Consider the following 22234-nt stretch of genomic DNA (forward strand, 5'->3'; position numbering starts at 1 on the left):
CGCTCGCGTCGACGCGAGTCGCACTCCCGCCTGGACGTCGACGCACCCACGCGTCGGGCACGCCGACGGTCGCCGCGGCTCCGCACTTGAACGTTCGCTCCAGAACCAGCACGCTGCAGGGCGCTCGACCGCTAGCGGAGCTCCTGGACGCTCCCGTTGGGTTCGCGCTCGCGGAACACCTGCCCGTCGAACAACGTCACCATGACGTCCTCGCGCTCGTACGCGTTCGGCGCCAGGCCGGCCTTCCGGCAGACGCGCGCGAGGTACTCCTCGGGACTCCACCCGTGCTCGAGGGGAACGGTGGGGTAGAGCCATCCGGACTCGGTGCCGGTATCGATGGCGGCGCCGTGACGCCCGATCTCGATGTCCGCGACCGGGTCGTCGGTGAGGACGACGTTGTTCACGTAGCACAGCGAGACCGTGAGGTTGTCGAGCTCGGAGGGCGTGATCTCGGAGCCACACGAGTCCTCGCTCGCCGCCTTGATGGCGGCGTCGACGATGACGTGGCCGACGCGTTCGTCGCTCTCGTAGCCGCCCGCGCACCCGCGGAGGCTCCCGCGGCCGCGAGTGGACTCCAGGCGGACGAACGCGCCAGTTCGCTCGTAGAAGGCATCACGCATACTCCCGGGTTGTTCGCGCTGCCCGTTGACGACGAACGACTCGACGGCCTCACGAGCGAGTTCGACCGCTCGCGCACCGTCATCGTACGAGAAACTAGCGGTTGTCGCCTTCGACATACACGTATTACCGGGAGGAACGCTCTTGAACGCTTTCGTTTCGACTCGACCGGTCACCGCAGGAGTTATCCACGCAAGCGGTCTACGTCGAGTCGGTAGAGAGAGCCCGGCCACCGCTGCCCTTCGCGGGGCGAGCGAGGAAAGTCCCCCCACCGTCCGGGCAGGCGACTGGACGCAAGTCCAGAGCGGGAGACCGCTGGCGCTGGAACAGAAACGAGACCACTCGCCGCGAGCGATGAGGCGCAAGCGGTGACGCGAGTCACCGCCTGGCGCGAACGGCGCGAGCCGTGAGCGCGCGAACCGACCCGCGAGGGAAGGGAGTTGACCCGCCGAGCGAAACGGGGTCCTCGGACCCCGATGGCGAACGGGCATCCGCCCGTGAGCCGCGACCGGCGAGAACGGGTGGAACGGCGAATCCTCGCCGGTGCAAGTCCACACCACAAGGTAGCTCGGACACGGATGTGGACGCTCAGCCGAATGCCGGGCCGAACAGAAGGGGGCTTACTCCTCTCAACCACAACACTTCGTCGAGCGGTCGCTGTGCGGTGCGCCCAGCGGGCGCGCCGTCGCAACCGCTCGCAAAACGTCGGTGACAGGGCGATCTATCCGAGACCTTCGAACGGTGGGTCGCGTGGCCGAGCGTCGGCTGGGGAGGGCGAGGCTGCGGTACGGTCGCGGTGACCCACTCCGTGCTGCCACCACCCGAAAGATACCTCGCATCCTGCCGAGAACGCGCTCGCATGGACGAACTCGCTCGCACGAACCACGTCTACGAGAACGACAGCGACGCGTTCGTCGAGAAGTACGAGACCGAATCGATCGCCGCACGCTTCTGGGACGACGTCGACCCGAAGTTCCCCGGCGACCGCGTCCTCGACGTCGGCTGCGGCCCCGGCCCCGATACCGCGACCTTCGCAGCCCACGACTACGAGGTCGTCGGCTTCGACCTCACTCGCGCCTTCCTCGAACGCGCCACCGAGACCGTCGACGCCCCGTTCGTCCGCGGGGACATGCGTGCGCTTCCCTTCGAAGCGAACGCGTTCGACGGCGTCTGGGCGTCCGCGAGCCTCGTGCACGTCCCCCGCGACGACGTCCCTGGGACGCTCCAGGAGTTCCGGCGCGTCCTCACCCGGCCCGGGACGCTCGTCGCGACCCTGAAGCGCGCGGGCACCGACCGCCACGTCGACGACGACCGGTACTTCGAACGCTACCGTAGCGACGAACTCCGCGCGCTCGGCACCGACGCCGGACTCGACGACGTCACCGTCAGCGAGAGCGGTGACCGCTGGCTCGAACTCACCGCGCGCATCGACGACTGACCGCGGCGAGGCGGTCGCGAGGACTACCCCTCGAAATCGTCCTCCCACCGGAACACGCCGTTGCGCTGCACGACCTCCCCATCGACCGCCAGGCGCGACTCTTCGCTCACGTCCGCGATCATGTCCACGTGCACCGCCGAGTCGTTCCCCGACTCGCCCTCGGGGAGGTTCGCGTCGTACGCACGCCCCACCGCCAGGTGGACCGTATCACGCATCTTCTCGTCGAACAGGATGTTGTCCGTGAACCGGTCGATACCCGGATTCATCCCGATACCGAGCTCGCCGAGCCGACGTGCGCCCTCGTCGGTATCGAGGATGTCCCCGAGCACGTCCTCGTTCACGCCCGCCGAATACTCGACGACCTCGCCGTCCTCGAAGACGAGGTGGACGTCCCGCACCTGCTTCCCGCGGAACGTCATCGGCACGTCGAAGCTCACCTCGCCCTCGGTTCCATAGGGTGCCGTGAACACCTCGCCGCTCGGCAGGTTGCTCGAGTTGTACGCGACGCTCGCCGCCGAATTGACCGCGGTCCGCCCCTCGATCGACATCGAAACATCGGTGTGGTCGCCGACGACGAGCCGAACCTCGCTCCCCGCGTCGAGAACCTCCTTCATCTGCGCCATCTCGTCCGCCAACGCCTGCCAGTCCCGGAGGATCGCGTCGTACACGAAGTCCTGATAGGCCTCGTACGACATCTCCGCCTGCTGGGCGAGCGCCCGCGTCGGATGCAGCGTCGACACGTAATCCAGGTCCATCCACGCCTCCCGGAGCGCCTCCTGGGCCTTCGAATGTGCCGCCCGCGTCTCCCCGTCCACGTCGACGGTCGCACTCGTGTTCCGACTCGCCCCCAACCGCAACCCGACGTCCGCGTTCTCGACGAGTGCCAGCTCGTGCTCGCCCACCTCGAAGTCACCCGGATGCGCCCGCAGGTACGCCCGACTCGCCTCCGCCGACGCGTACAACTGCACCATGTTCGCCCCACGCTCACCGATAGCCTCGGCGACCGCGACCGCCAGCTCGTGCGCGCCCTCGCTCACAGACACCACGACGTCGTCACCGGACTCGATGCGCGCACTCCAATCGACGAGCACCTCGGCGTGCTCCCGCACTCGCTGATCCATACCCGACCCACCGACCGCCACCCACAAAACCAGTCCGCATCCACCGCCCCACACCACGCGAACCCGCCTACTGCTTACGCACCGTATAGTTCGTCCCCACCTCGTTCATGTTCAACTCGTCAGCACGCCGCTTCGCCGACTTCCGATCCACGAACGGGCCCTCCACCTCACGCGAACCCACCATCACGTAGTAGTCGCTCATCGAACCCCCCTATCCAGTCCACGACAAAGAGTCTCACGACTATCCGCTCGCGGAGAGGTCAACCGGAACAGGCGAGCATGGGCCCTGACGGGATGATTCAGTGCGGTATCGTCTCTCCGAGAGCTCTCACCGAGCCGTCTAAACTCGGGTCCGCCACTCCGTTGAGCCGATGACGTTTTTCGATACCCAACTCCCCAGTATCGCGCAAAAATAACGTCAGAATTTCACCAATTGTGACGAAAAAGACGACCAACAGCGATCCCCCCGCAATCGCAAGGGGAAGGCTGTCAGGAGACACAGATAGGCTCGTGGAGACGAGATCTACTGCGGACAGCGCTCCGACCGTCCGTGTTTCTCGGACCACAGCGTCGTCGTCGGGGAGACTACGGGACCAGACGACGGGATCCCCGAGTTGTGGCATGGATCGTCCGCACCCTTAATATCGCGTGCGTCGCCGTCGCTGCGTTTATGACCTATCGTTTGACAATCCACTGGGTGGATACGCTATATAATGGTCGACCCGACAACTGCACCGCTCGCTGAAACCGTCTCACATCTCCTGCTCGCGGCTGGCCTCGGTGCGCTTATTGGTCTGGAACGGGAGCAAAGCGAGTCGGGCGGATCGTTCGCTGGGAGCCGAACCTTCCCGCTGATTGCACTCTATGGGGCGCTCGTTCAGGCGTTTTTCCCGGCCGTGCTTCCGCTCGCTGTGGGAACGCTCGTCGTGCCTCTCACCGTAGCCTACGTCGGAAAAATCTGGTACGAAGAGGATATCGGCTTGACGACGCTCGTGGCCGCCCTCGTGACGGTCATCCTCGGTGCAATGGCGATGTATTCAGACCAGGGTGCGGTCGTCGCTATCATCGCCGGCGGCGCCGTCACAGTGCTCCTCTCGGTGAAGGATTCGATACACGAGTTCGCTGATCGGATCGAAGAGAACGAACGGCGGGCGTCGGCGAAGTTTATTCTCGTCGTCCTCGTCGTGCTACCTGCTCTTCCCGACCGGTCGCTTGACGTCCTCTATGGGCTCAATCCGCGGTTCATCTGGTTGATGGTCGCCTTCGTCACTGGTCTCGGATTCGTGGCGTACGTACTCGGACAAGCGCTCGGTCCCGAACGAGGGATCGCCCTCACCGGAATCGTCGGTGGTTTCGTCTCGTCCACGGCAACGACGGTCTCGATGGCGGAGAAGACGACCCAGAACGCGACGCTCTATCACGTCTGTGCCTTCGCGGTCGTCACCGCCTCGATCGTGATGTTCCCCCGAGCACTCCTCGAGATCGCGGTTGTCAACCCCGATCTGCTCTCGAGCGTCGCGCTACCACTGGGAGCGATGACTGTGGTGGGGGTGGTTGCTGCCGTGGGGTTGTACTGGCGGACTGCATCCGACGAGACTGTCGAACCGGAAGAACTCAAGAACCCACTTCGCCTGCGGCCAGCCCTCCTCTTCGGGGCGATATTCGCGGCCGTGTTGCTCATCTCCGAGTATGCCAACCAGTGGTTCGGCGCATCGGGCGTGTACGTGACGGCGTTCTTCTCTGGTCTCGCCGATGTCGACGCAATGACGATAACGTTGAGTCAACTCGCCGCGGAAGGAACAGTCTCGACAGAGGTCGCCACGACGGGGATCGTGATCGCGGCTATCGCAAACACGTTCGTCAAGGCCGCATTAGCGTGGGTTCTCGGCACCCCCAGGTTGGGCCGACTCGTGTCGATTGTGCTCGGCATCGTCGTCCTGAGCGGTCTGACCATTCTCGTCATTTGAACTGAACGATTGTCCAGGAACATCCACGTCGAATATCGTCTCGCAAAGGTGCGGGAGGCCAACTACTTCACCGGAATCGAGCATCTGGACCCGGGAGAGAACCCAACTTCTATGTAATCATCAAGCAATCTTCGTGGACAACGGATAGATGAGTCCTCTCTCATTCCTCTTTTCTTTGAGCGCCGGATGGCCGCTCCGGCTTCTCCCGGGACAGTTGCCGGTCTCGCTCGACGTGGTCGTCGTACTGGCAATCATCGCCATCGTCTTCGTCCTCTTCGTTACCCAGCCGGTACCGATCGACGCCACCGCGGTCGGCCTCATGGTCGTACTCGTCCTCCTCGGCGAGTGGACAGGCGTGTCGCCGGAGCAGGGAGTCTCTGGATTCTCGAATCCCGCCACGCTCACCGTACTGGCGATGTTCGTCCTGAGTGAAGGTGTCCGACGGACCGGCGTTATCCAGATCCTCACGCGAAAATTGATTGCGTTCGCCGGGGACGACGAGTTCCGGCAGTTGCTCGCCACGGTCACGCTCTCCGGACCGCCGGGCGGGGTGGTCAGCAACGTCTCGGTCGTCGCCGTGTTGATCCCCGCCATAATGAACCTCGCTCGGCAAACGAAGACGTCGCCCTCGAAGCTCCTGATTCCACTGTCGTTCGCCTCGATGCTCGGCGGCATGCTCACCGTCGTCGGGACGATAACGAACCTCCTGGCGAGCGAGGTGTGGGTCCAGGTGGGTGGTCCCGACGCACAGCCGTTCGATCTGCTGGAGTTCACGCACCTTGGCGCTATCGTCTTGCTCGTGGGGATCGTGTACCTGCTCACCGTCGGTCGATATCTCACCCCGGCACGGATCGAGCCGGCGGAGTCGCCAACCGACGCGTTCGGTATGACCGATTATCTCACCGACGTCGTCGTCATGGAGGACTCGCCGCTCGTCGGTTCCCGGGTCGGGGAACTGAGCGAGCGGGACCTCGATCTCGACGTGTTCCAGGTCGTCCGAGGTAACCGGACGCTCGCCCGCGGACTCGGATCGGAACGGATCCGGGCCGGCGATGTCCTGTCCGTCAGGGCCGACCAGGAAACCCTCCAGGAGGTCATCGAGCAGGACCACCTGCAGCTGTTACCGGAGGTCCTGGAGGCGGCCACGGAGGACGATGCGTCCCTCCCGCCCGGCTTCTCGCCACGGCATCACGGCTGGGAGCCGCCCGACGCGGAGCGTAGCGACTCTCTCGCCGAGGATGAGACGTCTAGCGAAGACACAGAAGAGGACGGCGACGAGACGGATGGAGAAGCTCCCGACGAGGAGATCGAACTCACCGAAGTCGTGCTGTTGCCCGGGCCCTGGTCGAGTCGGCGCAGCGGTGTCGCAGACTTCGAGCGCGACTACGACGTGACAGTCCTGGCGATCCGACGCGGCGACGAGGTGATCCGTCAGCGCCTCCGAGAGGTCCGGTTACAGGCCGGCGACGTCATCCTCGTCCAGGCGCCCGATCAAGTGCTCGATCGCGTCGCGAGGGACACGAACGTCGCCGTCGCGGGCGAGGACAGGTGGGAGGACTTCGACCGGTCGAAGATCCCCATCGCATTGGGGATCCTCGCCGGTGCTCTCGGACTCGCGGCACTCAACGTCCTCACACTCATGGTGAGTGCGCTGACGGGCGTCGCGGCGATGTTCTTCACGGGCATCCTCACGCCCGAGGAGGCGTACGAGGCCGTCGACTGGGAGGTGATCTTCATGGTGGCGGGTGTCATCCCGCTCGGTATCGCGGTCGAGGCGTCCGGGACGGCGGCCCTCATCGCCGACCTTGTCGTTTCTGTCAGCGGTCTCCTTCCCGTGATAGCGGTTCTGGGGCTGTTCTACCTAGGAACTGCGATCATCACGGAAATGATCAGCAACTCTGCCAGCGTCGTGTTGTTGCTACCGATCGGGGTCGAGGTTGCTGGCCAGCTCGGCGTCAACCCCTTCGCGTTCGTGATGGCCGTGACCTTCGCGGCCAGCACACCGCTACTGACGCCCGTCGGCTACCAGACGAACCTCATGGTCTACGGTCCAGGCGGGTACAAATTCACGGATTTCGCACGCGTCGGCGCACCCTTACAGTTGATACTAACTGTCGTGACGACTGTTGGTATCGTGTTTTTCTGGGGCCTGTGACTTTAGTACAGAGGTTCGGATGCCTGTGGCCTTGGGGAGTACTCGTTGACCAACCTATTTCACTGAGATGACAGGTACGCCAGCACGGCGAATTACACGTTCGGTAACACTACCGAGGAGGAACCGACGTATACCCTTCCGACCGTGAGTCCCCATTACGATGCAATCGACATCGTGCTCCTCCGCATATCTGACAATCTCGAGATAGGGTGGGCCAGTCAATACCGAGGTTTCAGTCGGCAAGTACGTCGACGATTGGACCTTCTCGAGGGCGAGGTCTAACGCCTTCTCTCCGATTTCTTCAAGCGCTTCTCGTAGCCTCTCGACTCTCTCGCCGTTGATTACCTGTCCTATCTCAGCGACGTAGATGATATGCAGTGTCGCGTCGACAGATCTCGCCAGTTCTCCCGCATGTTCAACAGCAGTATGTGCACACTCGCTCCCATCAGTTGGAACGAGTACTGAATTGATGTCTGCATCGACAACCGTCTCCTCGTGAACGGTCATGACTGGGACGGGAGACTCGCGTAGGGTTAGTTCTGCGACGCTCCCGAGGACAGCCCGGCTGAGGCTAAGTCCACTTCTGCCCCGAGTTCCCATCACAATACAGTCGATACTGTGTTTGTCTGTGTAGGTGAGGATCTCTTGATGAATTGACTTTGTCTTTTCAATGACCGCCCTCGTGGCCTCGACATCAGAAGAAGCAGCCAATTCGACAGCCGTTTGTACTGCTTCCTCGCCACTTCGGTCGGGGGCGTTGACACCATCAGTATCAGTGGAGGGTTGGTCGTGGTCGAGGACGTGAATCACGTGTAGTTCCGCGTCAAACTGATTGGCAAGTGTAACAGCTGCTTCAGCCGCGGTCGACGAGGCTTCACTGCCGTCAGTCGGCAGTAGAATGCGTTGGTACATGCTTTTTTTATCTAACTGGGCTATTGGACGTTGTCGAGATAAACGGTTCTCCTACCCGCGGTATCATCCCGGTTCTTGGACGGTTAGGTATCGAACCTGTACAGCTACGTTGCGACCTGCAATCTCATCAATACGGGTGTTCAAACGATCACCCAGTTCTGGTGGGGCTTCTCCTCGAGGAGCACCGATCAAGATAGTTACCTTGGAGGGACGCTGGGCGAGGAGATTCTCCGAATATTCGAACTGGACCTCGAGTAAAACGAACTCTGAATAAACCGGTTCCTCGAGAATTGATTGGATATCATTTTGAATCGATTGCTCGGAAGTGGCAGTCTGATACGAGGAGAACGTAACAGTTCCGAGGAATGCAGAAAGGACCAAAATGCTAATCAGGAGAATGCCAACGCGTTTGACGAATGTCTTTCTCGTCTGCTCCATACGGAACCATTTCTCAGGCCGGTATCCCATATACCAGAGCACAAGAAGTGCGGCGAGATTGATCGAAAGGACGTTAACGAGGAGCAACACGCCGGAGCCCACCGCGAGTGCCGTATTCCCCCACGCGATGGCGATCCCGACCGTCGCTGCGGGAGGGACGAGTGCCACTGCAATCATGACGCCAACTAGTGCCGACGAGAGTCCCGAAGCAAGGCTAATCACTCCAGCGGCACCGGACCCGAGGGCAACCATGAGTGACAGGACGTCCGGGCGAAATCGTTCTCGTATTTGCGAGATAGACAGGATATCTAATCCAGGTGGGACGAGATTCCCTGTTCTGATGAGAATCGCGAAAAGAGCGGCACTCGCTACTGTGAGTATGGCCCCGATGATCTGCAGCTTGACACCGTCTCTAAAGAGGTCGCGGTCCCGGAAGACCGTGCCAACGCTTGTAGCCATTGCGGGGCCAATGAGCGGTGCGATCACCATCGACCCGACGACGACCGCAGCAGAATCCAGAAGCAGTCCTGCCGTCGCAATAATCGCACTCACGATTGTCATGCCAGCATATATCGGCATGGACGCTGGGACGAGCTCCTCAGCAGCGCTTTGGAGTTCTTCGCGGGCGATCTGCTCCGGTCTCTCTTCATCTTCCGTGAATTGTTCCTCGAGTTGGTCGTAATCGCGTGAAACAACGGTTTGCGTCTCGACTGTCACTGTAACCGCGTCGTCGTTTATGCCCGTTTCCCGGAGACGATCCAGGATGGGTTCGACAGCATTCGTCGGGAGCGGAAAATGAAGGGCACAGGTGTATTCACGGTTGCTCGTTTCATCAGTGAGCGTATAACTGATGCCTTCATCGTCCAGAATATCGAGAACAGCGTCCTGCTTCCCTACAGGGACAGTCACAAAAACGAGCCGAGCCATAGGTGCTACAACTCGCCCGCACCCGATAAATGGTCTCCCGTCTGGTTTTGCCCCCTACCGATATCGAAGGGTGGCGACTGTTCTGAGCCGAATCTGGCGTTGGACAACAGGATCGAACACGCATTCGTGACGGGACGTCTCCTCTCACGGCGTGAGAAATCCTTCGTGTAGAGAAAAATGGGTCAGGGGACTTCCCTGAGCGACTCCAAGTAGATTCAGTGACTCTGAATGCCATCGTGTATTGGTCTGAAAGGCTCTGGTGAATCACTAGACGGGCGGTCGGCGCGCTCGTCGTCGTAGAGGCGGTCCTGCGCGACGAAGTACAGGCGGAACAGGGGCGTCGTCTCGAGGCGATAGCTCGGGACGGCCGACGAGTCCGGGGGCAGGAGTGGCTGGTGCTGGTAGTCGAAGCACGTGGTCCACGTGTCGCCGCCGATCTCGAACGTCGACGTCGGCTTTCCCGACGCCCGCCAGCCGTCGTGGTCCTTGCGGACGGAGTCGAGCGCGTAGTACGGCTTCAGCGCGTACTGCATGAAGTGCAGGTGCGCGTCGAACTCGTGGCACTGGGGCCGGACGAACTCCTGGAAGCTCACGGCCGGCCCCCGTAATGATCGAGGCGCTCCCCGGGCCGACGCCAGTCCCAGGAGGTCGTCTCGCGAGCCTCGACGTCGTAGAGACGAGAGGCGCGGACGAACTCGGTCACGCGAGCATCACCCCGAGCGGCACGAGCGCGCCAGCGAGCAGCAGGAGGAAGCCGAGCGCGGCCCGGAGCTTCGGGTTCACTCGCCGTCACCTCCTTCGGTCGGCGCGGACCGCTGGCCGCCACCGAGGCGCTCGAGGCGACGCGAACAGCCGTTCCGATGGCCGGCCTCGGAGACGCCGTCGGTGAGGCGGGTGCAGCGGGCGCCACACTCGGGACACCGGAACTCGCGCGAGGTCCGAACCTGCGGCTTCGCGGTCTCGCGAGCACGAAGGACGTCGGCGGTGATGCCGATCTGGTCGGCACTCACGCGCACCACCTCCCGAGGCGGGTTTCGGCTAGGAAAACCCGCCGACGGCAAGGGTGGGCGTGTGCTCGTCGGTTGAAACCCTCCTGAGGCGGCCGCGAATCGAGAGCGCCAGACGCCTCTATCCGGCCAGTACAGGCGCTAAGGAGCGAGGTTCCGCGAGCACTCAGAAACGGGTTGCTCGCGAGTGGGCCCTGGCGGATTCGAACCACCGATCACCCGGTGTCCCACAGTCGTGACACCCACGCCACCGCGACGTTTGTATCAACGAACTGATATGAGCCGGGGGCTCTAACCAGACTAAGCTAAGGGCCCTCTGTCGGCGTTTACAGACAGACCCTCTTGAGTCTGCCGGATACGCACCGTAGCGCCGTCTAATCAGTCACTGCCCGCCCTGGCGTGCACGAATCTCGGTAACCAGTTCCTTCGCCCCCTCGACGACGACGCAATCCAGGCCCTCGCGCTCGTAGTGGTCGAGTTTCCGCTCGAAATCCGCCTCGTTCGGACGCTCACCCGCAGCGAACCCGTTCACCTCGACCCAGAGGTCGACCTCCGGCAGGTAGAGGTCACTCGTCCAGTTCGTCTCCGGGACTTCGGGATGAACCTCGTACACGACGTCTCGTTCGTGCAACGCGGTCGCGACAGCCAGCTCCAGTCGGCTGTCGAGCGTCGCTCCCTGCGGTCCCTCGCACGAGACGCCGTACCGCTTGCCGGCGTCGACGTCCGCACGTTCGCACGCCTCGCGCCACGACCCGAACCGCTCTTTGATGGTATCGTCACCGTATGCACCCCGCTCGGCGTACTGACGTGACGTCAGGTGGTCGCTCTCGACCGCCTGCTGGACCGCACGGAGGTCCTGTAACATCTCCGCCGTCTCCTCGGGTCCGTACGCCTCTGGCTGTCCACGTTCCAGTCCCACATCTTCGAGCAGGTCGTTCCAGCCCCTATCGAGTCGCTTGTATATCGTATTGAGCGACGGGAATCGGTCGTCGTTCGCCGCCTCCTCGGTCGTCGGCGCCTCGCCATTCTCGGCAGCATACGCCAGCACGGCCTCCCGCAAGTCCGCGTAATCTCCATCGTCCGTCGCTCCGGTGTGTTGGTTCCCGTAGAACTCCCCCATCGAACGAATTCACGCACTGAACCACCATAAAACTACCATATTAATAACATATTGGTTCGCTTGGTGCCTCCCCGAGCGTCGGTTGCTTCGACAGACCACGGGTGCCGCGTTAAGAGTACTGCGAGGGTGAGAGTCCGGCGGCTATGGGGTGGTTGGTGTGGGAGGAGCGCCGTCGCCAGGACTCGAACCTGGGACAACCACGTTAACAGCGTGGTGCTCTACCATCTGAGCTACGACGGCTTCTGCATTACTGTGTTGACGCGGGTCGCTGTATAGGGCTTTCGTTTCGCCGTCGGGCGTGTGGGGGTGTGTCGTGTGGTTTGGGCGCGCTGGCGTGGCTGGCTGTGGTGGTTTCGATGGGTTTTCCGTTCGAGGCGGTGAGTGGTGTGGTATGAGCGACGAGGCCGACGCCGGCGAGGGTGACGACGCGTTCGAGCGCGTGGTGGGCGAGGTGCGCGAGTGGGTCGACCCGGACGAGGGCGAGTGGGCGCGGATGCGCGAGGTGGCGGGCGAGCTCGCTGCGCGTGCGGAGGCGGCGGTCGCGGACCTGTGTCCGGCGGCGGACGTGATGCAGGTCGGGTCGACGGCGCGTGGGACGTGGATCGCGGGTGACCGCGACGTGGACCTGTTCGTGCGGTTCCCGCCGGACGTGGACCGCGAGGACCTGGAGGCGTGGGGGTTGGCGGTCGGGCACGCGGTCCTTCCGGATGGGCGCGAGGAGTACGCGGAGCATCCGTACGTCAAGGGCGAGTACGAGGGGTTCGACGTGGATTGCGTGCCGTGTTATCGCGTCGACTCGGCGAGCGACATCCGGTCGGCGGTGGATCGGACGCCGTTCCACAACGAGTACCTGGAGGCGCGACTGGACGACGACCTGGCCGCGGACGTCCGCGTCACGAAGCAGTTCCTGAAGGGGATCGGCGTGTACGGGAGCGACCTGAAGACCCGCGGGTTCTCGGGGTACGTCACCGAGTTGCTCGTCCTCGAGTACGGTGGGTTCCGCGAGTTCGTCGAGGCGGCCGCCGAGTGGCAGCCGCCAGTGCTCCTCGACCCCGAGGGGCACGCGGCGGCGTCGTTCGACGACGCGCTCGTCGTCGTCGACCCGACGGACCCCGAGCGGAACGTCGCGGCGGTGTGCTCGACCGCGAACGTCGCGCGCCTCCAGCATCACGCGCGAGCGCTCCTCGACGACCCGACCGTCGACCGCTTCCGGCCGCGCGACCCGGACCCGCTTCCGGCGGACGCGGTCCGCGAGCACGTCGCGCGTCGCGGGACGACGCCGGTCGCGCTCGACTTCGCGCCACCGGACCTGGTCGACGACCAGCTGTGGCCGCAGCTCCGCCGGTCGCTCGACGGTATCGTCGACGAGCTCGACCGCCGCGGGTTCGACGTGCTGCGGGCGGCGACGTTCGCGACCGACGACCGCGAGCGCGCGGCACTGTTCGCTGAACTCGAGGTCGTGGAGCGTCCGACGGTGACGCGCCACGACGGCCCGCCGGTGCACGTCGACGCACACGCGAAAGGCTTCTACGAGACGTACGCGGCAGACGCGGACGCGTACGGGCCGTTCGTCGACGAGGACCGGTACGTCGTCGAACGCGACCGCGAGTTCACGACCGCCACGGCGCTCCTGGAGAGCGACGCCGTGTTCGACGTTCGTCTCGGGACGCACGTCGAGACCGCACTCCGCGAGGAGTACGACGTGCTCGCGGGCGACGCGGTCGCGGAACTCGCCGACGACTTCGGCGTGGAACTCGCTGCGTACTTCGACCCCGCGCCCTGACAGCGAGTCGGTCCGACTCGCTGTCAGTCGTCGAGCCCGTGGAGGTCGCGGGCCTCGTCGAGGAGGTCGCGGACGTCGTCGCTGACGTCCTCGTCGGTCGGGATGGGGTCGCGGCCGTCGAACGTCTCGTGGACCATCGCCACGCCCTCCGCGAGCACGTCGAGGCCGTAGCCGCCTTCGAGCACGAACCCGATCGGGGCGTCGACGGCGTCGGCGAGTGCGCGAAGCCGGTCGGTCATGATGGCGTACCCTTCGGTCGAGACGCGCATCCGCGAGATGGGGTCGTGTCGGTGCGCGTCGAACCCGGCGGAGACGAGGAGGAGGTCGGGGTCGTAGCGTTCGATGGCTGGTGCGACGACGTCCGCGATGGCGGCGGCGTAGTCGGCGTCGCCCGCGCCAGCGGGCAGCGGGAGGTTCAGCGTCGTCCCTTCGCCGTCGCCCTCGCCGATCTCGTCCACGTCGCCCGTCCCAGGGTAGAGTCCAGCTTCTTGCAGGCTCGCGAAGAACACGCGGTCGTCGTCGTACCAGATGTCCTGCGTGCCGTTCCCGTGATGGACGTCCCAGTCGACGATCGCGACGCGGTCGACGTCGCGCTCGACGAGTGCGTAGTCCGCGGCGACCGCGACGTTGTTCACGAAACAGAACCCCATCGCGTCGTCCTCGACGGCGTGATGCCCGGGTGGGCGACCCAGCGAGAACGGCGTCTCGCGGCCCTGGTCGCCGTCGAGCGCGCTCTCGGCGACCCACTGCGCGATACCCGCGCTCTGGAGGATGGCGTCCCAGGACTCCGCGACCGCGACCGTGTCCGGGTCCCAGTCACCGCCGCCGGCCGCGCAGAACTCGCGGAGCTCCTGGACGTAGTCGGCGTCGTGCACGCGCTCGACCGCCGACAGCGCCGCGGGGTCGGGTTCGACGTACGCGACGCCGTGCTTGCGCTTCAAGCCTTCGCGGATCGCGCGCAAGCGGTCCGGCGTCTCCGGATGCCGCGGCCCGGTATCGTGGTCGAGGCACGTCTCGCTGTAACCGAAGTTCATCTGGAGGTCACTCGAAGAGCGCGAAGTACGTCTCGATGTCTTCAGCCTTCACTGTACGTCTGTCGGCGTGTCGCGCGAGCGTCGCCGCCGCGCTCGCGACGTTGTCCGCGTAATCCTCGAGGATGTCTGCGAGCGCGATCCGGGCGTCCATCGACACGCGATACGAGTTCCCGATGTCGATGCGGGCGATGCGGTCCACGGGCGCGATCGGGAGTTCGAGGTCGTCGCCGTCGAGGTCGGCTGTCACGCCGAAGTCCGACGCCATCAGCGTCTTCCGGCCGTCCTCGGTGGCGACTTTGGCGGCGTCCACGGCGAGGTCGGCACCGTGCTCCTGGATGCGTCGCGCCAGTTCCTCGGCGGCACCGGCGCTCACGCGGAGATCGCCTGCGTTCCGTCGAATGATCGTATCCACCGGCGCGAACGGCAACTCGACGCTCATACACAACCCCGGGTTCGGCCACGCCTTAGTAGTTTCCGTAAACGTAACGAGGGCGACGGAGAACTGCCGTCGCGGACGCTCGATACGTTACGGCGATTATCGGTTCGACGGCTCCACGAACGCGACGCCACTCCACGGTCAGACGACGTCGTCGGCGTCGACGCGACCGTCGACGAGGTCGCCGCGGACCGTGACCTCCTGGCCGAGGTGGACGTCCGCCTCGGTGTCGACGCTCATCGTCTCCTCGCCGTCGTCGAGCACCACTGGATTCCCGGCCTGCACGACGGTCCCAGTGAACTCCACGCGCTCGCCGTCCTCGCGGGACTGCTGGGCGGCGACCGCGCCACCACTCCCGCCCTCGCTCGCCGACGTCTCGTCGCCCGCGGACGACCCGGTCCCGGTCGACGCGTCGCCGTCGTCGCCGTCGTCCGCGAACGCGTCCAGACCGGTCGCCTCGTCGCGCTCGCCGTCAGCTTCGGCGGCCGCGCTCGTCGCGTTCCCGTCCAGTACCGTCACCGACGACCGCCAGCCAGCCGACGCTTCGAGGTCGTCCTGCCAGCCGTCCTGTATCTCGACGTCCGCGAACGCCACGCGGTCCCCGGGCCCGATGTCGTAGTCCGCCTTGTCGCCCCAGAGCGCGACGCGGATGTCCCCGGAGTCGTCCTGCACGCGCACGTTCCGCACCTGGCCCTCGCTGCCGTCGTCGCGGTCGAACGTCCGCTTCGGGTCCGACGACCGCACCACGCCCGCGATGTCCACGGTCGTATCGAGCTCCAGCTCCGCGATCGGGACCGACTCCGGCTCGTACGCGATCTCCTCGTCGAGCCCCTCGATGGCGCCGCGCTCGCCGACGTGCAGTTCGAGGTCGCCGTCGCGCTCGCGCGTGTACCCGTCGACGACCTCGACGCTATCACCCGCCGCGACCTCGTTCACGGTCTCCGCCTGCCCGTCCCACATCGTCACGCGAACGCGCCCGGTCTCGTCGCCGAGCACGAGGTTCGCGACCTTCCCCTCGCTCCCGTCGTCGCGGTCGAACGTCCGCACCGACTCCGTATCCAGGACCTTCCCCTTCACGTTCACGTCCGACAACCCGAGCGAGAGGCCGTCGATCGTACTCTCACCGGAGACGTCGACGTTCACGTCCGTATCCGGCGCCGGCTCGACGTCGTCGACGTTCACCTCGACGCCGTTGTAGCCCTCCTTCGGTCGGCCACCGACCTTGAGGACGTCACCGACCTCGAGCTCCTCCTCGGCCGCGTCCGCCTTCTCGTCCCAGAACGCGAGCCTGACGCTCCCCGTCTCGTCGGCGACCTCGACGTTGATGACGCGGCCGTCCGGCTGGTCGTCGCCGTCGCGCTCGAACGCGCGCTTCTCGCCGACCGACGTCACCTTCGCGACGAACTTCACCTCCTCCATCCCCGGTTCGACGTCACTCACACCCTCGACTTCGCCGTCCTCGAGTTCGTGCGCGACGAGCATCGCCGCGGACTCCTCGTCGGCGAGGCCACCCATCTGCTCGACCTTCGCCTCCACCGCCTCCCGGAACTCCTCGATGGAGACGTCTGTCTCGAGGTCCTCGTAGACGTCCTCTATCGCGCCCATAATCGTACGGTTTCGCAGGGTTGGCCGCCGCTTAAGCGTTGTCCTCTCGTCGTTTCGGCGGCCCCAGTCCGCGGCGGTCGTCGTCGGCGAATACTCGGCATCGACGACCCTTGCGCGGACCGCTACAAGAACCCTCGGCCCGCGGCAGCGCCAGAACCGACCGGGTGGTCGTTCTAGCGCGTCGCGTCAGCGACGACCGTCGTCTCGCCCTGGGCCTTGTGCTTCACCGTCACCGACTTCGGAACGCCGTTCTCCGTCCCGATCCCAGCCGTATACTCGACCATCCCGAGGCACTGCTGGCACGCATCCTCGTCCGTCTCCACCGCTTCGAACGTCACGGTCAACGCCCCGTCACTCAACTCGACGTCCACGAACGCCGCCTCGTGACACGGATCACTCGTGGGTATCTTCCCGTCGACCGACACCCCACTGTCACCGAACGACGCGGTCGCGGAATTCTCGCTCCCACATCCCGTGTTCACGGTCTCCAACGACCGATCCCCGAGCGACACCGACTGTTCGGTCGTCGGCGCCGCAGTCTCAGTCGGCGCCGTCGTCGTCGACCCACCACCATCGCCCTCGTCGGTCGTCGACTCGTCACCACTCCCTGTCCCGTCGCTCAAACACCCAGCGACCGCCAGAGAGCCAGTCACCACACTCGCCCGTTTCAACAGCGTACGTCGCTTCATACATCACCGAAAGACTCCTGTTTTCAAAGCCCTTTCCCACGGTGAAAAATTACTTTCAGCCAACCCGCGCGCTAGCAGCCCCCACGCGCCGCCCCGCGATTCCACCCACCAACATCGTAACCCTCTTGTGTACCACCGCGAAACGTAGAGATGAGTCCGGGTAGGGTAGTGGACTATCCTCTTGGCTTGCGGAGCCAGGGACCGGAGTTCAAATCTCCGTCCGGACGTTTTCAGCGGACAACAACGACGAGCGTAGCGAGGAGTGCGTCCGCTGAAAACGGACGCGCGGAGATTTGAGCAGGGAGCAAATCTCCGATTTGCGACCGAGTTCAAATCTTCGTCCGGACGTGCCCCCGCTCGCTGCGCTCGCGGGGACTCCGTCCGGACGTTCTTGTGCTTCTTCGACGAGCGTGAGCGGTGTCTGGGCGTCGGTCGCGGCGTCGTGTGCGGGGTCGTGGTGGGACTGAAGGCAAGGTGGTTTGGGGGTTGGGCGAGTACTGGTTCTCGTGCAGACGAACGTTCGTGCGGGTGTGGCGTTGTTCAACGACGGGTACTATCACGCGGCCCACGATCCGCTGGAGGCGGCGTGGTTGGTGAGCGACCGCGACGACACCGATGGGCGATTCCTGCAGGGGCTCGTGCAGTTGACGGCGGCGGTGCATCACGCGCGTGGTCGGAACTGGGAGGGGTGCGTGGGGCTCGCGGAGAGCGCGCTCGCGTACCTCGACGACGTCCCCGACGCGTACGGTGGGGTGGACGTGGCGCTCGTCCGGCGCGTGCTCGGGACGCTCGCGACCGACCCCGAGGTCGTCGAGCGCCGGTCGATGCCCGAACTCGCGGTCGACGGGGAGCGCGTGACGCGCGACCGCCTCGGCCTCGACGCGGTCGAACTCGTCGCGCAAGCGCTCGCCGAAGAGCGCGGGCTCGACGAGACCGTCGTCGAGCGCGCCGCGGCGTACGCTCGCGAGGACCGCGAACGCGACGCGGGTGCGGGGGAACTCGCCGCGAGCGGTCGGAACGAGGCCGCGAAGCTCGAACGGTTCCTCGTGGACTTCGCAACCGCCGACGACGACTACGGGATCGTCTACCAGCGACTCGTCGACCACGTCGAGCGCCGCGACCACCGCGCCAGCGACGTCGACGGACTCTTCGACTGACAGCGGCCGCTCGCTCGGCTACGACCGTTCGTTCGCGTGGTCACTCGCCGCCGGCGCGACGCTTCCAGTCGCGTTCCTGCGTTCGCTCCTTCACGTGCCGTTGGCCGTCGGCGACCTCGTCGCTGGCGCGTTCGCCGAACGCGACGATGTCGTCGAGGAACTCGTCCTGGTACGTCTCGAGGATGTCGTACGACCAGCGACCCTGGTCGTCGGGGTGCGCGCTCTCGATGACGCCGCGGGGCAGGAAGTCGTCGCGGATGGCGTTCGCGAGGTCGTCGTGCCCGGCCTCGCGGAGGCGGTGTTCGGCCTCGGCGAGGTGGTCCATGCCGCGGCCGGTCGCGTGGTGGAACGCGACCAGGTGGCCGTGCGCGCGGTGCAGGTGCTCGATACCGAGGTCTATCTCGTGGAGTGCGTCGATCTCGACCGACGACAGCCCAGAATCATGTGCTTCGTTACCGGTGGACATGTATATGGGTACGTGCTGCTCGGACTTAGCGTTCCGCCAGTTCCAGGGTCGCGACGAGAACTCTCACGGAACCAACACCTATACCGCTGGCGTCCGTCGACCGGAGTATGCCAGACGAGACCGTGCACACGTCCACGCGGATGGCGTCGCGAGAGGCGATCGGCGCGTACCTGCATCGCGTCGCGAACGCGTTCGAGCGCGGCGACCCCGCGCCCGTCGACGACGGCGTCGCCGTCGACCTCCCCGCCGAGGCGGAGATGGAGGTCGACGTCGAACGAACCGGCGAGCGCCTCACGTACGAACTGGAGTTCGCGTGGCCCGAAGCCGACGGCGGCGTCGACACCGACGCGAGCGTCGACGACGGCGTCGACGAAGACGCCGGCGGCCCCGACAGCCAGGCGACGTTCGAGCTCTACGAGGACCGTGCGAGCGAATGGCGATGGCGGCTCCGTCACGACAACGGGAACATCATCGCCGACAGCGGCGAAGGCTACGGGAAGAAGGCAAACGCCCGGAACGGCATCCAGAGCGTCCAGCGCAACGCCGCCGGCGCCGACGTCGACGAACAGGACTGAGCGACGAGAACCGGAACCGTCGACGAGCGTGCCGGTTCTCCCGAACGCTCAGGCGTCTGGGAACGTGGCAGAGTTGTCCATCGGCTCGTAGCCGAGGACCGCCTTCGCGTTCTCCAGGCTGTAGTACTTCCGGTCGTTGTCGCTGATGCCGTACACGATCTCGTAGTCGTAGTCGGCTTCGATGCAGCGCTGGAAGAGGTGCCCGCAGTCGCGGTAGGAGAGCCACATCGCCTGCCCGCGCTCGTAGTCCTTCGGCGGGTGTTCCTCGGTGAGGTTCCCGATGCGGACGGAGACGAAGCTCAGGTCGTGTTCGTCGTGGTAGTATCGACCGAGGAGTTCGCCGGTCGCCTTCGAGACGCCGTAGAGGTTCCCGGGGCGCGGAAGTTCGCTCCCGTCGAGCAGGAAGTCGTCGTGCTCGCGGTAGAGGTCGGGCTTGCGTTCGGTCTCGAAGTGCTTGACGGCGTGGTTCGAGGACGCGAACGCGACCTTCTCGACGCCCTCGTCGACCGCGGCCTGCAGGACGGTGTGCGTGCCGTCGATGTTGTTCGAGAGGACGCTCGACCACGGCGCGGTCTTCCGTGGGTCGCCCGCGAGGTGAACGACCGCACCGCAGCCCGCGACGGCGTCGCGGACCGCGTCCTCGTCCGTGATGTCCGCGACGACGAACTCGCCGGGGTAGTCGTCGGGGTCCGTCGGCGGGTCGCGGTCGAGCAGGCGCCAGTCGTACTCGTCGCCGGCCCAGTCCAGGAGCGCGGTGCCGACGTGCCCGCGAGCGCCGGTGAGGAGGACGGGGTCGTCCATTCGTGTGAGCGCAGGCGCGGCGGCGACAAGAAGCGTCCGGTTCCGTTCGACCGCGACCCGAACGGGTTTCCGAATCCGGGCCGACCGTCCGCGTATGACTGCCGACGACGAGAGACCGGCCGACGTATCCGACGACGAGACATCGCCGAGCGATGCGGCACCGCCGACGACCGGCGAGGCGGCGACGTTCGAGGCGGGCATCAAGTTCGGGTCGCTCTATCATCAGTTCGCGGGGACGCCGGTGTCGCCGGCGAGCGCGGATAGCCTCGCTCGAGCGATGGAGGAGGCCATCGAGAACCAGCCCCATTGCGAGGACGTCCAGGTCGCGATCCGCGGCGACGCGCTCACGGCCGCCATCGACGACGCGGGCGCGGACTACGTCGAACTCACGGGGTCGCTCGTGGACGTCTCGATGCGCATCGAGTACGAGGACGTGACGGTGTACACGAGCATGGCGATGCAGGACGGCTACCCGCTGATGCAGGTGGACTCGGTCGAACGCGACTGACCAGCGGACGCGAGCGCCGAGGAGCCGGGTCGCGCCTCGGGAGTCGGTCGTCGCGGCGCGGGACCGCACCTCGTCCGGAACCCGTCGTCGCGGCGCGGGACCGTACCTCGTCCGGGGTCGGTCGTCGCTGTCGGTCCACGACTCGGATTCGGCGTCGAGGGGCGCTCTCGAAGCCGATTTCACTTTCACTTTCAGGCGGGTATTTAACCTCCTCGCGGGCGTCGGTCGTGGCATGAGTCAGACCAGTCTCGACGACGACGAGCTGTTCGGCGAGATGGCGTCGGAGATGCGCGAGGACGTCGAGGACGCGCTGGAGAAGGCACGCGAGAACCTCCCGGAGGCGGACGACGTCTGGGAGACGGACGCGGACAACGTCCTCGGCGTCCTGAACGGGCTGCGGTCGGCGCTCGACGTCGGCGACGCCGAGGACCACCTGCGGGACGCGAAGAAGGCGTTCGTGATGGGGAAGCGCGCGGACGCGTTCGAGGACGCCGAGGACCTCGAGGAGGCCATCGAGACCGTCGAGGACCTCGTCGGGACGATCGAGGACGCGCACGACCAGGTCGGTGACCTCGCGTCGACCGTGCCGGAGCTCCGCAGTACGCTCGAGGACGCACACGCCGACGAGGACGAGGACGACGAGTAGCGTCGCTGGTCGACTGGGCGGTCGCGTGACGGCGTCGGTGTGTTCTCAGTACTCGTCTTCGAGCGACCGGAACGGCGCGTGGTCGACGGTGTTCGTGGTGACCGAGAGCGGGGCGACGCTGACGTCGCCGTCGGCGAGCGCTCGCCGGTCGGTGCCGACCGGGTCGGTCACCGCCTCGTCGCGGTCGGGGCGGAGTGGGTCGTAGAACGCGCTCGTGACGGCGTAGCCGTCGTCGCGTGCGTCGACGCGCAGCGAGTAGTCGTGGACGGGTTCGGTGAGCCGCAGGTGCGTGTCCGCGGTGGTCCTGGTGGGGACGTTCACGCTGAGGTACGCGTCGCTCTCCGTGAGTGCGCGTGGGTCGAGTGCGTCCACGAGGCGGCGGGTGACGGTCTGGGCGTCGTCGAACGCGCTCCGGTCGAAGTCGACGAGCCCGCCTTCGACGGGGTCGTACGCGGAGACGGCGATGCCGGCGTGGCCGAGGAACGCGGCTTCGGCGGCGGCACCGACGGTCCCCGAGCGCCCGACGTTGTCCGCGCCGACGTTCGGACCGTCGTTGCAGCCGGCGACGACGAAGTCCGGGTCGTCGACGACGTGCAGGCCGTACGCGACGCAGTCCGCGGGCGTGCCGGTGACGGCGTGCCCGCGGTCGTGCTCGTGCACCTGGAACTCGCGGGTGGCGCGGCGGCCGACGCCGCTCTGGTTCGCTGCGGGCGCGACGACGGTGACGTCGGCGACCTCGCTGAGGGCGTCGTGGAGGGCGGCGATGCCGGGCGCGTCGATGCCGTCGTCGTTGGTGAGGACGACGGTCGGGTCGGCGGCCATGGTCGCGAG

The 22234-nt window shown here is 65.5% G+C and carries 24 protein-coding genes, 3 tRNA genes and 1 other RNA gene; 10 read left to right on the forward strand and 18 right to left on the reverse strand.

Going from position 1 to position 22234, the window contains the following annotated elements:
* Positions 1-131: 131 nt before the first annotated feature.
* Positions 132-737 (reverse strand): TIGR00296 family protein, encoded by a 606-nt coding sequence (locus tag LI336_RS11385; protein ID WP_227133261.1) that lies wholly within the window; start codon positions 735-737, stop codon positions 132-134.
* Between the two features lie 94 nt (positions 738-831).
* Between LI336_RS11385 and rnpB the strand changes: the two genes are divergently transcribed.
* Positions 832-1253: RNase P RNA component (gene rnpB, locus LI336_RS11390), an RNA gene on the forward strand.
* A 224-nt stretch (positions 1254-1477) separates the two neighbouring features.
* Complete coding sequence (locus LI336_RS11395; protein WP_227133262.1) at positions 1478-2056, forward strand: class I SAM-dependent methyltransferase; 579 nt, start codon at positions 1478-1480, stop codon at positions 2054-2056.
* A 23-nt stretch (positions 2057-2079) separates the two neighbouring features.
* Here LI336_RS11395 and LI336_RS11400 read toward each other — a convergent pair whose 3' ends face one another.
* From LI336_RS11400 to LI336_RS11405, 3 genes are all read right to left on the reverse strand, one after another.
* Complete coding sequence (locus LI336_RS11400) at positions 2080-3177, reverse strand: aminopeptidase (RefSeq protein ID WP_227133263.1); 1098 nt, start codon at positions 3175-3177, stop codon at positions 2080-2082.
* Positions 3178-3244: 67 nt separating this feature from the next.
* Positions 3245-3379 carry a hypothetical protein gene (locus tag LI336_RS20170; RefSeq protein WP_264475406.1) on the reverse strand — a complete coding sequence of 45 codons (135 nt, stop codon included), beginning with the start codon at positions 3377-3379 and terminating at the stop codon, positions 3245-3247.
* A gap of 97 nt (positions 3380-3476) precedes the next feature.
* A complete protein-coding gene (locus LI336_RS11405) occupies positions 3477-3800 on the reverse strand; it encodes a hypothetical protein (RefSeq protein ID WP_227133264.1) in 324 nt (107 codons plus the stop codon).
* A gap of 90 nt (positions 3801-3890) precedes the next feature.
* Here LI336_RS11405 and LI336_RS11410 point away from each other — a divergent pair, with 90 nt between their 5' ends.
* Complete coding sequence (locus LI336_RS11410; RefSeq protein WP_227133265.1) at positions 3891-5144, forward strand: MgtC/SapB family protein; 1254 nt, start codon at positions 3891-3893, stop codon at positions 5142-5144.
* Between the two features lie 148 nt (positions 5145-5292).
* The gene (locus LI336_RS11415) at positions 5293-7299 is read left to right on the forward strand and encodes an SLC13 family permease (protein WP_227133266.1); all 2007 of its coding nucleotides are present in this window, start codon (positions 5293-5295) and stop codon (positions 7297-7299) included.
* 54 nt (positions 7300-7353) lie between these two features.
* On the opposite strand, the gene LI336_RS11420 is transcribed toward LI336_RS11415, so the two are convergent.
* The 7 genes from LI336_RS11420 to LI336_RS11450 all read right to left on the reverse strand — a co-directional run bounded on the left by LI336_RS11420 (position 7354) and on the right by LI336_RS11450 (position 11943).
* Positions 7354-8211 carry a universal stress protein gene (locus tag LI336_RS11420; protein ID WP_227133267.1) on the reverse strand — a complete coding sequence of 286 codons (858 nt, stop codon included), beginning with the start codon at positions 8209-8211 and terminating at the stop codon, positions 7354-7356.
* A 63-nt stretch (positions 8212-8274) separates the two neighbouring features.
* On the reverse strand, positions 8275-9576 hold the full coding sequence (locus LI336_RS11425) for a TIGR00341 family protein (RefSeq protein ID WP_227133268.1): 1302 nt from the start codon (positions 9574-9576) through the stop codon (positions 8275-8277).
* Between the two features lie 215 nt (positions 9577-9791).
* On the reverse strand, positions 9792-10169 hold the full coding sequence (locus LI336_RS11430; protein ID WP_227133269.1) for a DUF7845 domain-containing protein: 378 nt from the start codon (positions 10167-10169) through the stop codon (positions 9792-9794).
* Between the two features lie 186 nt (positions 10170-10355).
* Positions 10356-10586: a hypothetical protein gene (locus tag LI336_RS11435; protein WP_227133270.1), complete on the reverse strand. Its 231-nt coding sequence runs from the start codon at positions 10584-10586 to the stop codon at positions 10356-10358.
* A 185-nt stretch (positions 10587-10771) separates the two neighbouring features.
* Positions 10772-10898: transfer RNA gene (locus LI336_RS11440), tRNA-Ile, on the reverse strand.
* Positions 10899-10965: 67 nt separating this feature from the next.
* Entirely contained in the window at positions 10966-11703 is a 738-nt protein-coding gene (locus tag LI336_RS11445) for a homing endonuclease associated repeat-containing protein (protein WP_227133271.1), read from the reverse strand.
* Positions 11704-11870: 167 nt separating this feature from the next.
* Positions 11871-11943, reverse strand: a tRNA-Asn gene (locus LI336_RS11450).
* Between the two features lie 151 nt (positions 11944-12094).
* Here LI336_RS11450 and cca point away from each other — a divergent pair.
* Positions 12095-13486: a CCA tRNA nucleotidyltransferase gene (gene cca, locus LI336_RS11455; protein ID WP_227133272.1), complete on the forward strand. Its 1392-nt coding sequence runs from the start codon at positions 12095-12097 to the stop codon at positions 13484-13486.
* A gap of 23 nt (positions 13487-13509) precedes the next feature.
* Here cca and LI336_RS11460 read toward each other — a convergent pair whose 3' ends face one another.
* The 4 genes from LI336_RS11460 to LI336_RS11475 all read right to left on the reverse strand — a co-directional run bounded on the left by LI336_RS11460 (position 13510) and on the right by LI336_RS11475 (position 17250).
* Complete coding sequence (locus LI336_RS11460; RefSeq protein WP_227133273.1) at positions 13510-14520, reverse strand: histone deacetylase family protein; 1011 nt, start codon at positions 14518-14520, stop codon at positions 13510-13512.
* Positions 14521-14527: 7 nt separating this feature from the next.
* Entirely contained in the window at positions 14528-14959 is a 432-nt protein-coding gene (locus LI336_RS20295) for a histone (RefSeq protein ID WP_227133274.1), read from the reverse strand.
* Between the two features lie 138 nt (positions 14960-15097).
* Entirely contained in the window at positions 15098-16561 is a 1464-nt protein-coding gene (locus LI336_RS11470) for a single-stranded DNA binding protein (protein WP_227133275.1), read from the reverse strand.
* A 173-nt stretch (positions 16562-16734) separates the two neighbouring features.
* On the reverse strand, positions 16735-17250 hold the full coding sequence (locus LI336_RS11475; protein ID WP_227133276.1) for a hypothetical protein: 516 nt from the start codon (positions 17248-17250) through the stop codon (positions 16735-16737).
* 154 nt (positions 17251-17404) lie between these two features.
* On the opposite strand from LI336_RS11475, the gene LI336_RS11480 reads away from it, so the two are divergent.
* Together LI336_RS11480 and LI336_RS11485 are read left to right on the forward strand one after the other, a co-directional pair.
* Positions 17405-17477, forward strand: a tRNA-Arg gene (locus LI336_RS11480).
* Between the two features lie 279 nt (positions 17478-17756).
* Complete coding sequence (locus tag LI336_RS11485; RefSeq protein ID WP_227133277.1) at positions 17757-18407, forward strand: DUF309 domain-containing protein; 651 nt, start codon at positions 17757-17759, stop codon at positions 18405-18407.
* 40 nt (positions 18408-18447) lie between these two features.
* Here the strand turns inward: LI336_RS11485 and LI336_RS11490 are convergent, their stop codons facing one another.
* Positions 18448-18873: a hypothetical protein gene (locus tag LI336_RS11490; RefSeq protein WP_227133278.1), complete on the reverse strand. Its 426-nt coding sequence runs from the start codon at positions 18871-18873 to the stop codon at positions 18448-18450.
* A gap of 107 nt (positions 18874-18980) precedes the next feature.
* Between LI336_RS11490 and LI336_RS11495 the strand changes: the two genes are divergently transcribed.
* Complete coding sequence (locus LI336_RS11495; RefSeq protein WP_227133279.1) at positions 18981-19448, forward strand: HVO_2922 family protein; 468 nt, start codon at positions 18981-18983, stop codon at positions 19446-19448.
* Positions 19449-19496: 48 nt separating this feature from the next.
* Here the strand turns inward: LI336_RS11495 and azf are convergent, their stop codons facing one another.
* Positions 19497-20249, reverse strand: coding sequence for an NAD-dependent glucose-6-phosphate dehydrogenase Azf (azf, locus tag LI336_RS11500; protein ID WP_227133280.1), 753 nt, complete (start codon positions 20247-20249; stop codon positions 19497-19499).
* A 94-nt stretch (positions 20250-20343) separates the two neighbouring features.
* Between azf and LI336_RS11505 the strand changes: the two genes are divergently transcribed.
* Positions 20344-20757 (forward strand): dihydroneopterin aldolase family protein, encoded by a 414-nt coding sequence (locus LI336_RS11505; protein WP_227133281.1) that lies wholly within the window; start codon positions 20344-20346, stop codon positions 20755-20757.
* 232 nt (positions 20758-20989) lie between these two features.
* Positions 20990-21403, forward strand: coding sequence for a DUF5790 family protein (locus LI336_RS11510; protein WP_227133282.1), 414 nt, complete (start codon positions 20990-20992; stop codon positions 21401-21403).
* A 45-nt stretch (positions 21404-21448) separates the two neighbouring features.
* Here the strand turns inward: LI336_RS11510 and surE are convergent, their stop codons facing one another.
* Entirely contained in the window at positions 21449-22225 is a 777-nt protein-coding gene (gene surE / locus LI336_RS11515) for a 5'/3'-nucleotidase SurE (protein WP_227133283.1), read from the reverse strand.
* Positions 22226-22234: the final 9 nt, after the last annotated feature.

The sequence above is a fragment of the Halorubellus salinus genome (assembly GCF_020567525.1).
Classification (GTDB): domain Archaea; phylum Halobacteriota; class Halobacteria; order Halobacteriales; family Natrialbaceae; genus Halorubellus; species Halorubellus salinus.

What these genes read in the sequence shown, in the direction of transcription:
- LI336_RS11385 (WP_227133261.1), bottom strand. Translation starts at nt 737, where the DNA reads ATGTCGAAGGCGACAACCGCTAGTTTCTCGTACGATGACGGTGCGCGA.
- LI336_RS11395 (WP_227133262.1), top strand. Translation starts at nt 1,478, where the DNA reads ATGGACGAACTCGCTCGCACGAACCACGTCTACGAGAACGACAGCGAC.
- LI336_RS11400 (WP_227133263.1), bottom strand. Translation starts at nt 3,177, where the DNA reads ATGGATCAGCGAGTGCGGGAGCACGCCGAGGTGCTCGTCGATTGGAGT.
- LI336_RS20170 (WP_264475406.1), bottom strand. Translation starts at nt 3,379, where the DNA reads ATGAGCGACTACTACGTGATGGTGGGTTCGCGTGAGGTGGAGGGCCCG.
- LI336_RS11405 (WP_227133264.1), bottom strand. Translation starts at nt 3,800, where the DNA reads ATGCCACAACTCGGGGATCCCGTCGTCTGGTCCCGTAGTCTCCCCGAC.
- LI336_RS11410 (WP_227133265.1), top strand. Translation starts at nt 3,891, where the DNA reads ATGGTCGACCCGACAACTGCACCGCTCGCTGAAACCGTCTCACATCTC.
- LI336_RS11415 (WP_227133266.1), top strand. Translation starts at nt 5,293, where the DNA reads ATGAGTCCTCTCTCATTCCTCTTTTCTTTGAGCGCCGGATGGCCGCTC.
- LI336_RS11420 (WP_227133267.1), bottom strand. Translation starts at nt 8,211, where the DNA reads ATGTACCAACGCATTCTACTGCCGACTGACGGCAGTGAAGCCTCGTCG.
- LI336_RS11425 (WP_227133268.1), bottom strand. Translation starts at nt 9,576, where the DNA reads ATGGCTCGGCTCGTTTTTGTGACTGTCCCTGTAGGGAAGCAGGACGCT.
- LI336_RS11445 (WP_227133271.1), bottom strand. Translation starts at nt 11,703, where the DNA reads ATGGGGGAGTTCTACGGGAACCAACACACCGGAGCGACGGACGATGGA.
- cca (WP_227133272.1), top strand. Translation starts at nt 12,095, where the DNA reads ATGAGCGACGAGGCCGACGCCGGCGAGGGTGACGACGCGTTCGAGCGC.
- LI336_RS11460 (WP_227133273.1), bottom strand. Translation starts at nt 14,520, where the DNA reads ATGAACTTCGGTTACAGCGAGACGTGCCTCGACCACGATACCGGGCCG.
- LI336_RS20295 (WP_227133274.1), bottom strand. Translation starts at nt 14,959, where the DNA reads ATGAGCGTCGAGTTGCCGTTCGCGCCGGTGGATACGATCATTCGACGG.
- LI336_RS11470 (WP_227133275.1), bottom strand. Translation starts at nt 16,561, where the DNA reads ATGGGCGCGATAGAGGACGTCTACGAGGACCTCGAGACAGACGTCTCC.
- LI336_RS11475 (WP_227133276.1), bottom strand. Translation starts at nt 17,250, where the DNA reads ATGAAGCGACGTACGCTGTTGAAACGGGCGAGTGTGGTGACTGGCTCT.
- LI336_RS11490 (WP_227133278.1), bottom strand. Translation starts at nt 18,873, where the DNA reads ATGTCCACCGGTAACGAAGCACATGATTCTGGGCTGTCGTCGGTCGAG.
- LI336_RS11495 (WP_227133279.1), top strand. Translation starts at nt 18,981, where the DNA reads ATGCCAGACGAGACCGTGCACACGTCCACGCGGATGGCGTCGCGAGAG.
- azf (WP_227133280.1), bottom strand. Translation starts at nt 20,249, where the DNA reads ATGGACGACCCCGTCCTCCTCACCGGCGCTCGCGGGCACGTCGGCACC.
- LI336_RS11505 (WP_227133281.1), top strand. Translation starts at nt 20,344, where the DNA reads ATGACTGCCGACGACGAGAGACCGGCCGACGTATCCGACGACGAGACA.
- LI336_RS11510 (WP_227133282.1), top strand. Translation starts at nt 20,990, where the DNA reads ATGAGTCAGACCAGTCTCGACGACGACGAGCTGTTCGGCGAGATGGCG.
- surE (WP_227133283.1), bottom strand. Translation starts at nt 22,225, where the DNA reads ATGGCCGCCGACCCGACCGTCGTCCTCACCAACGACGACGGCATCGAC.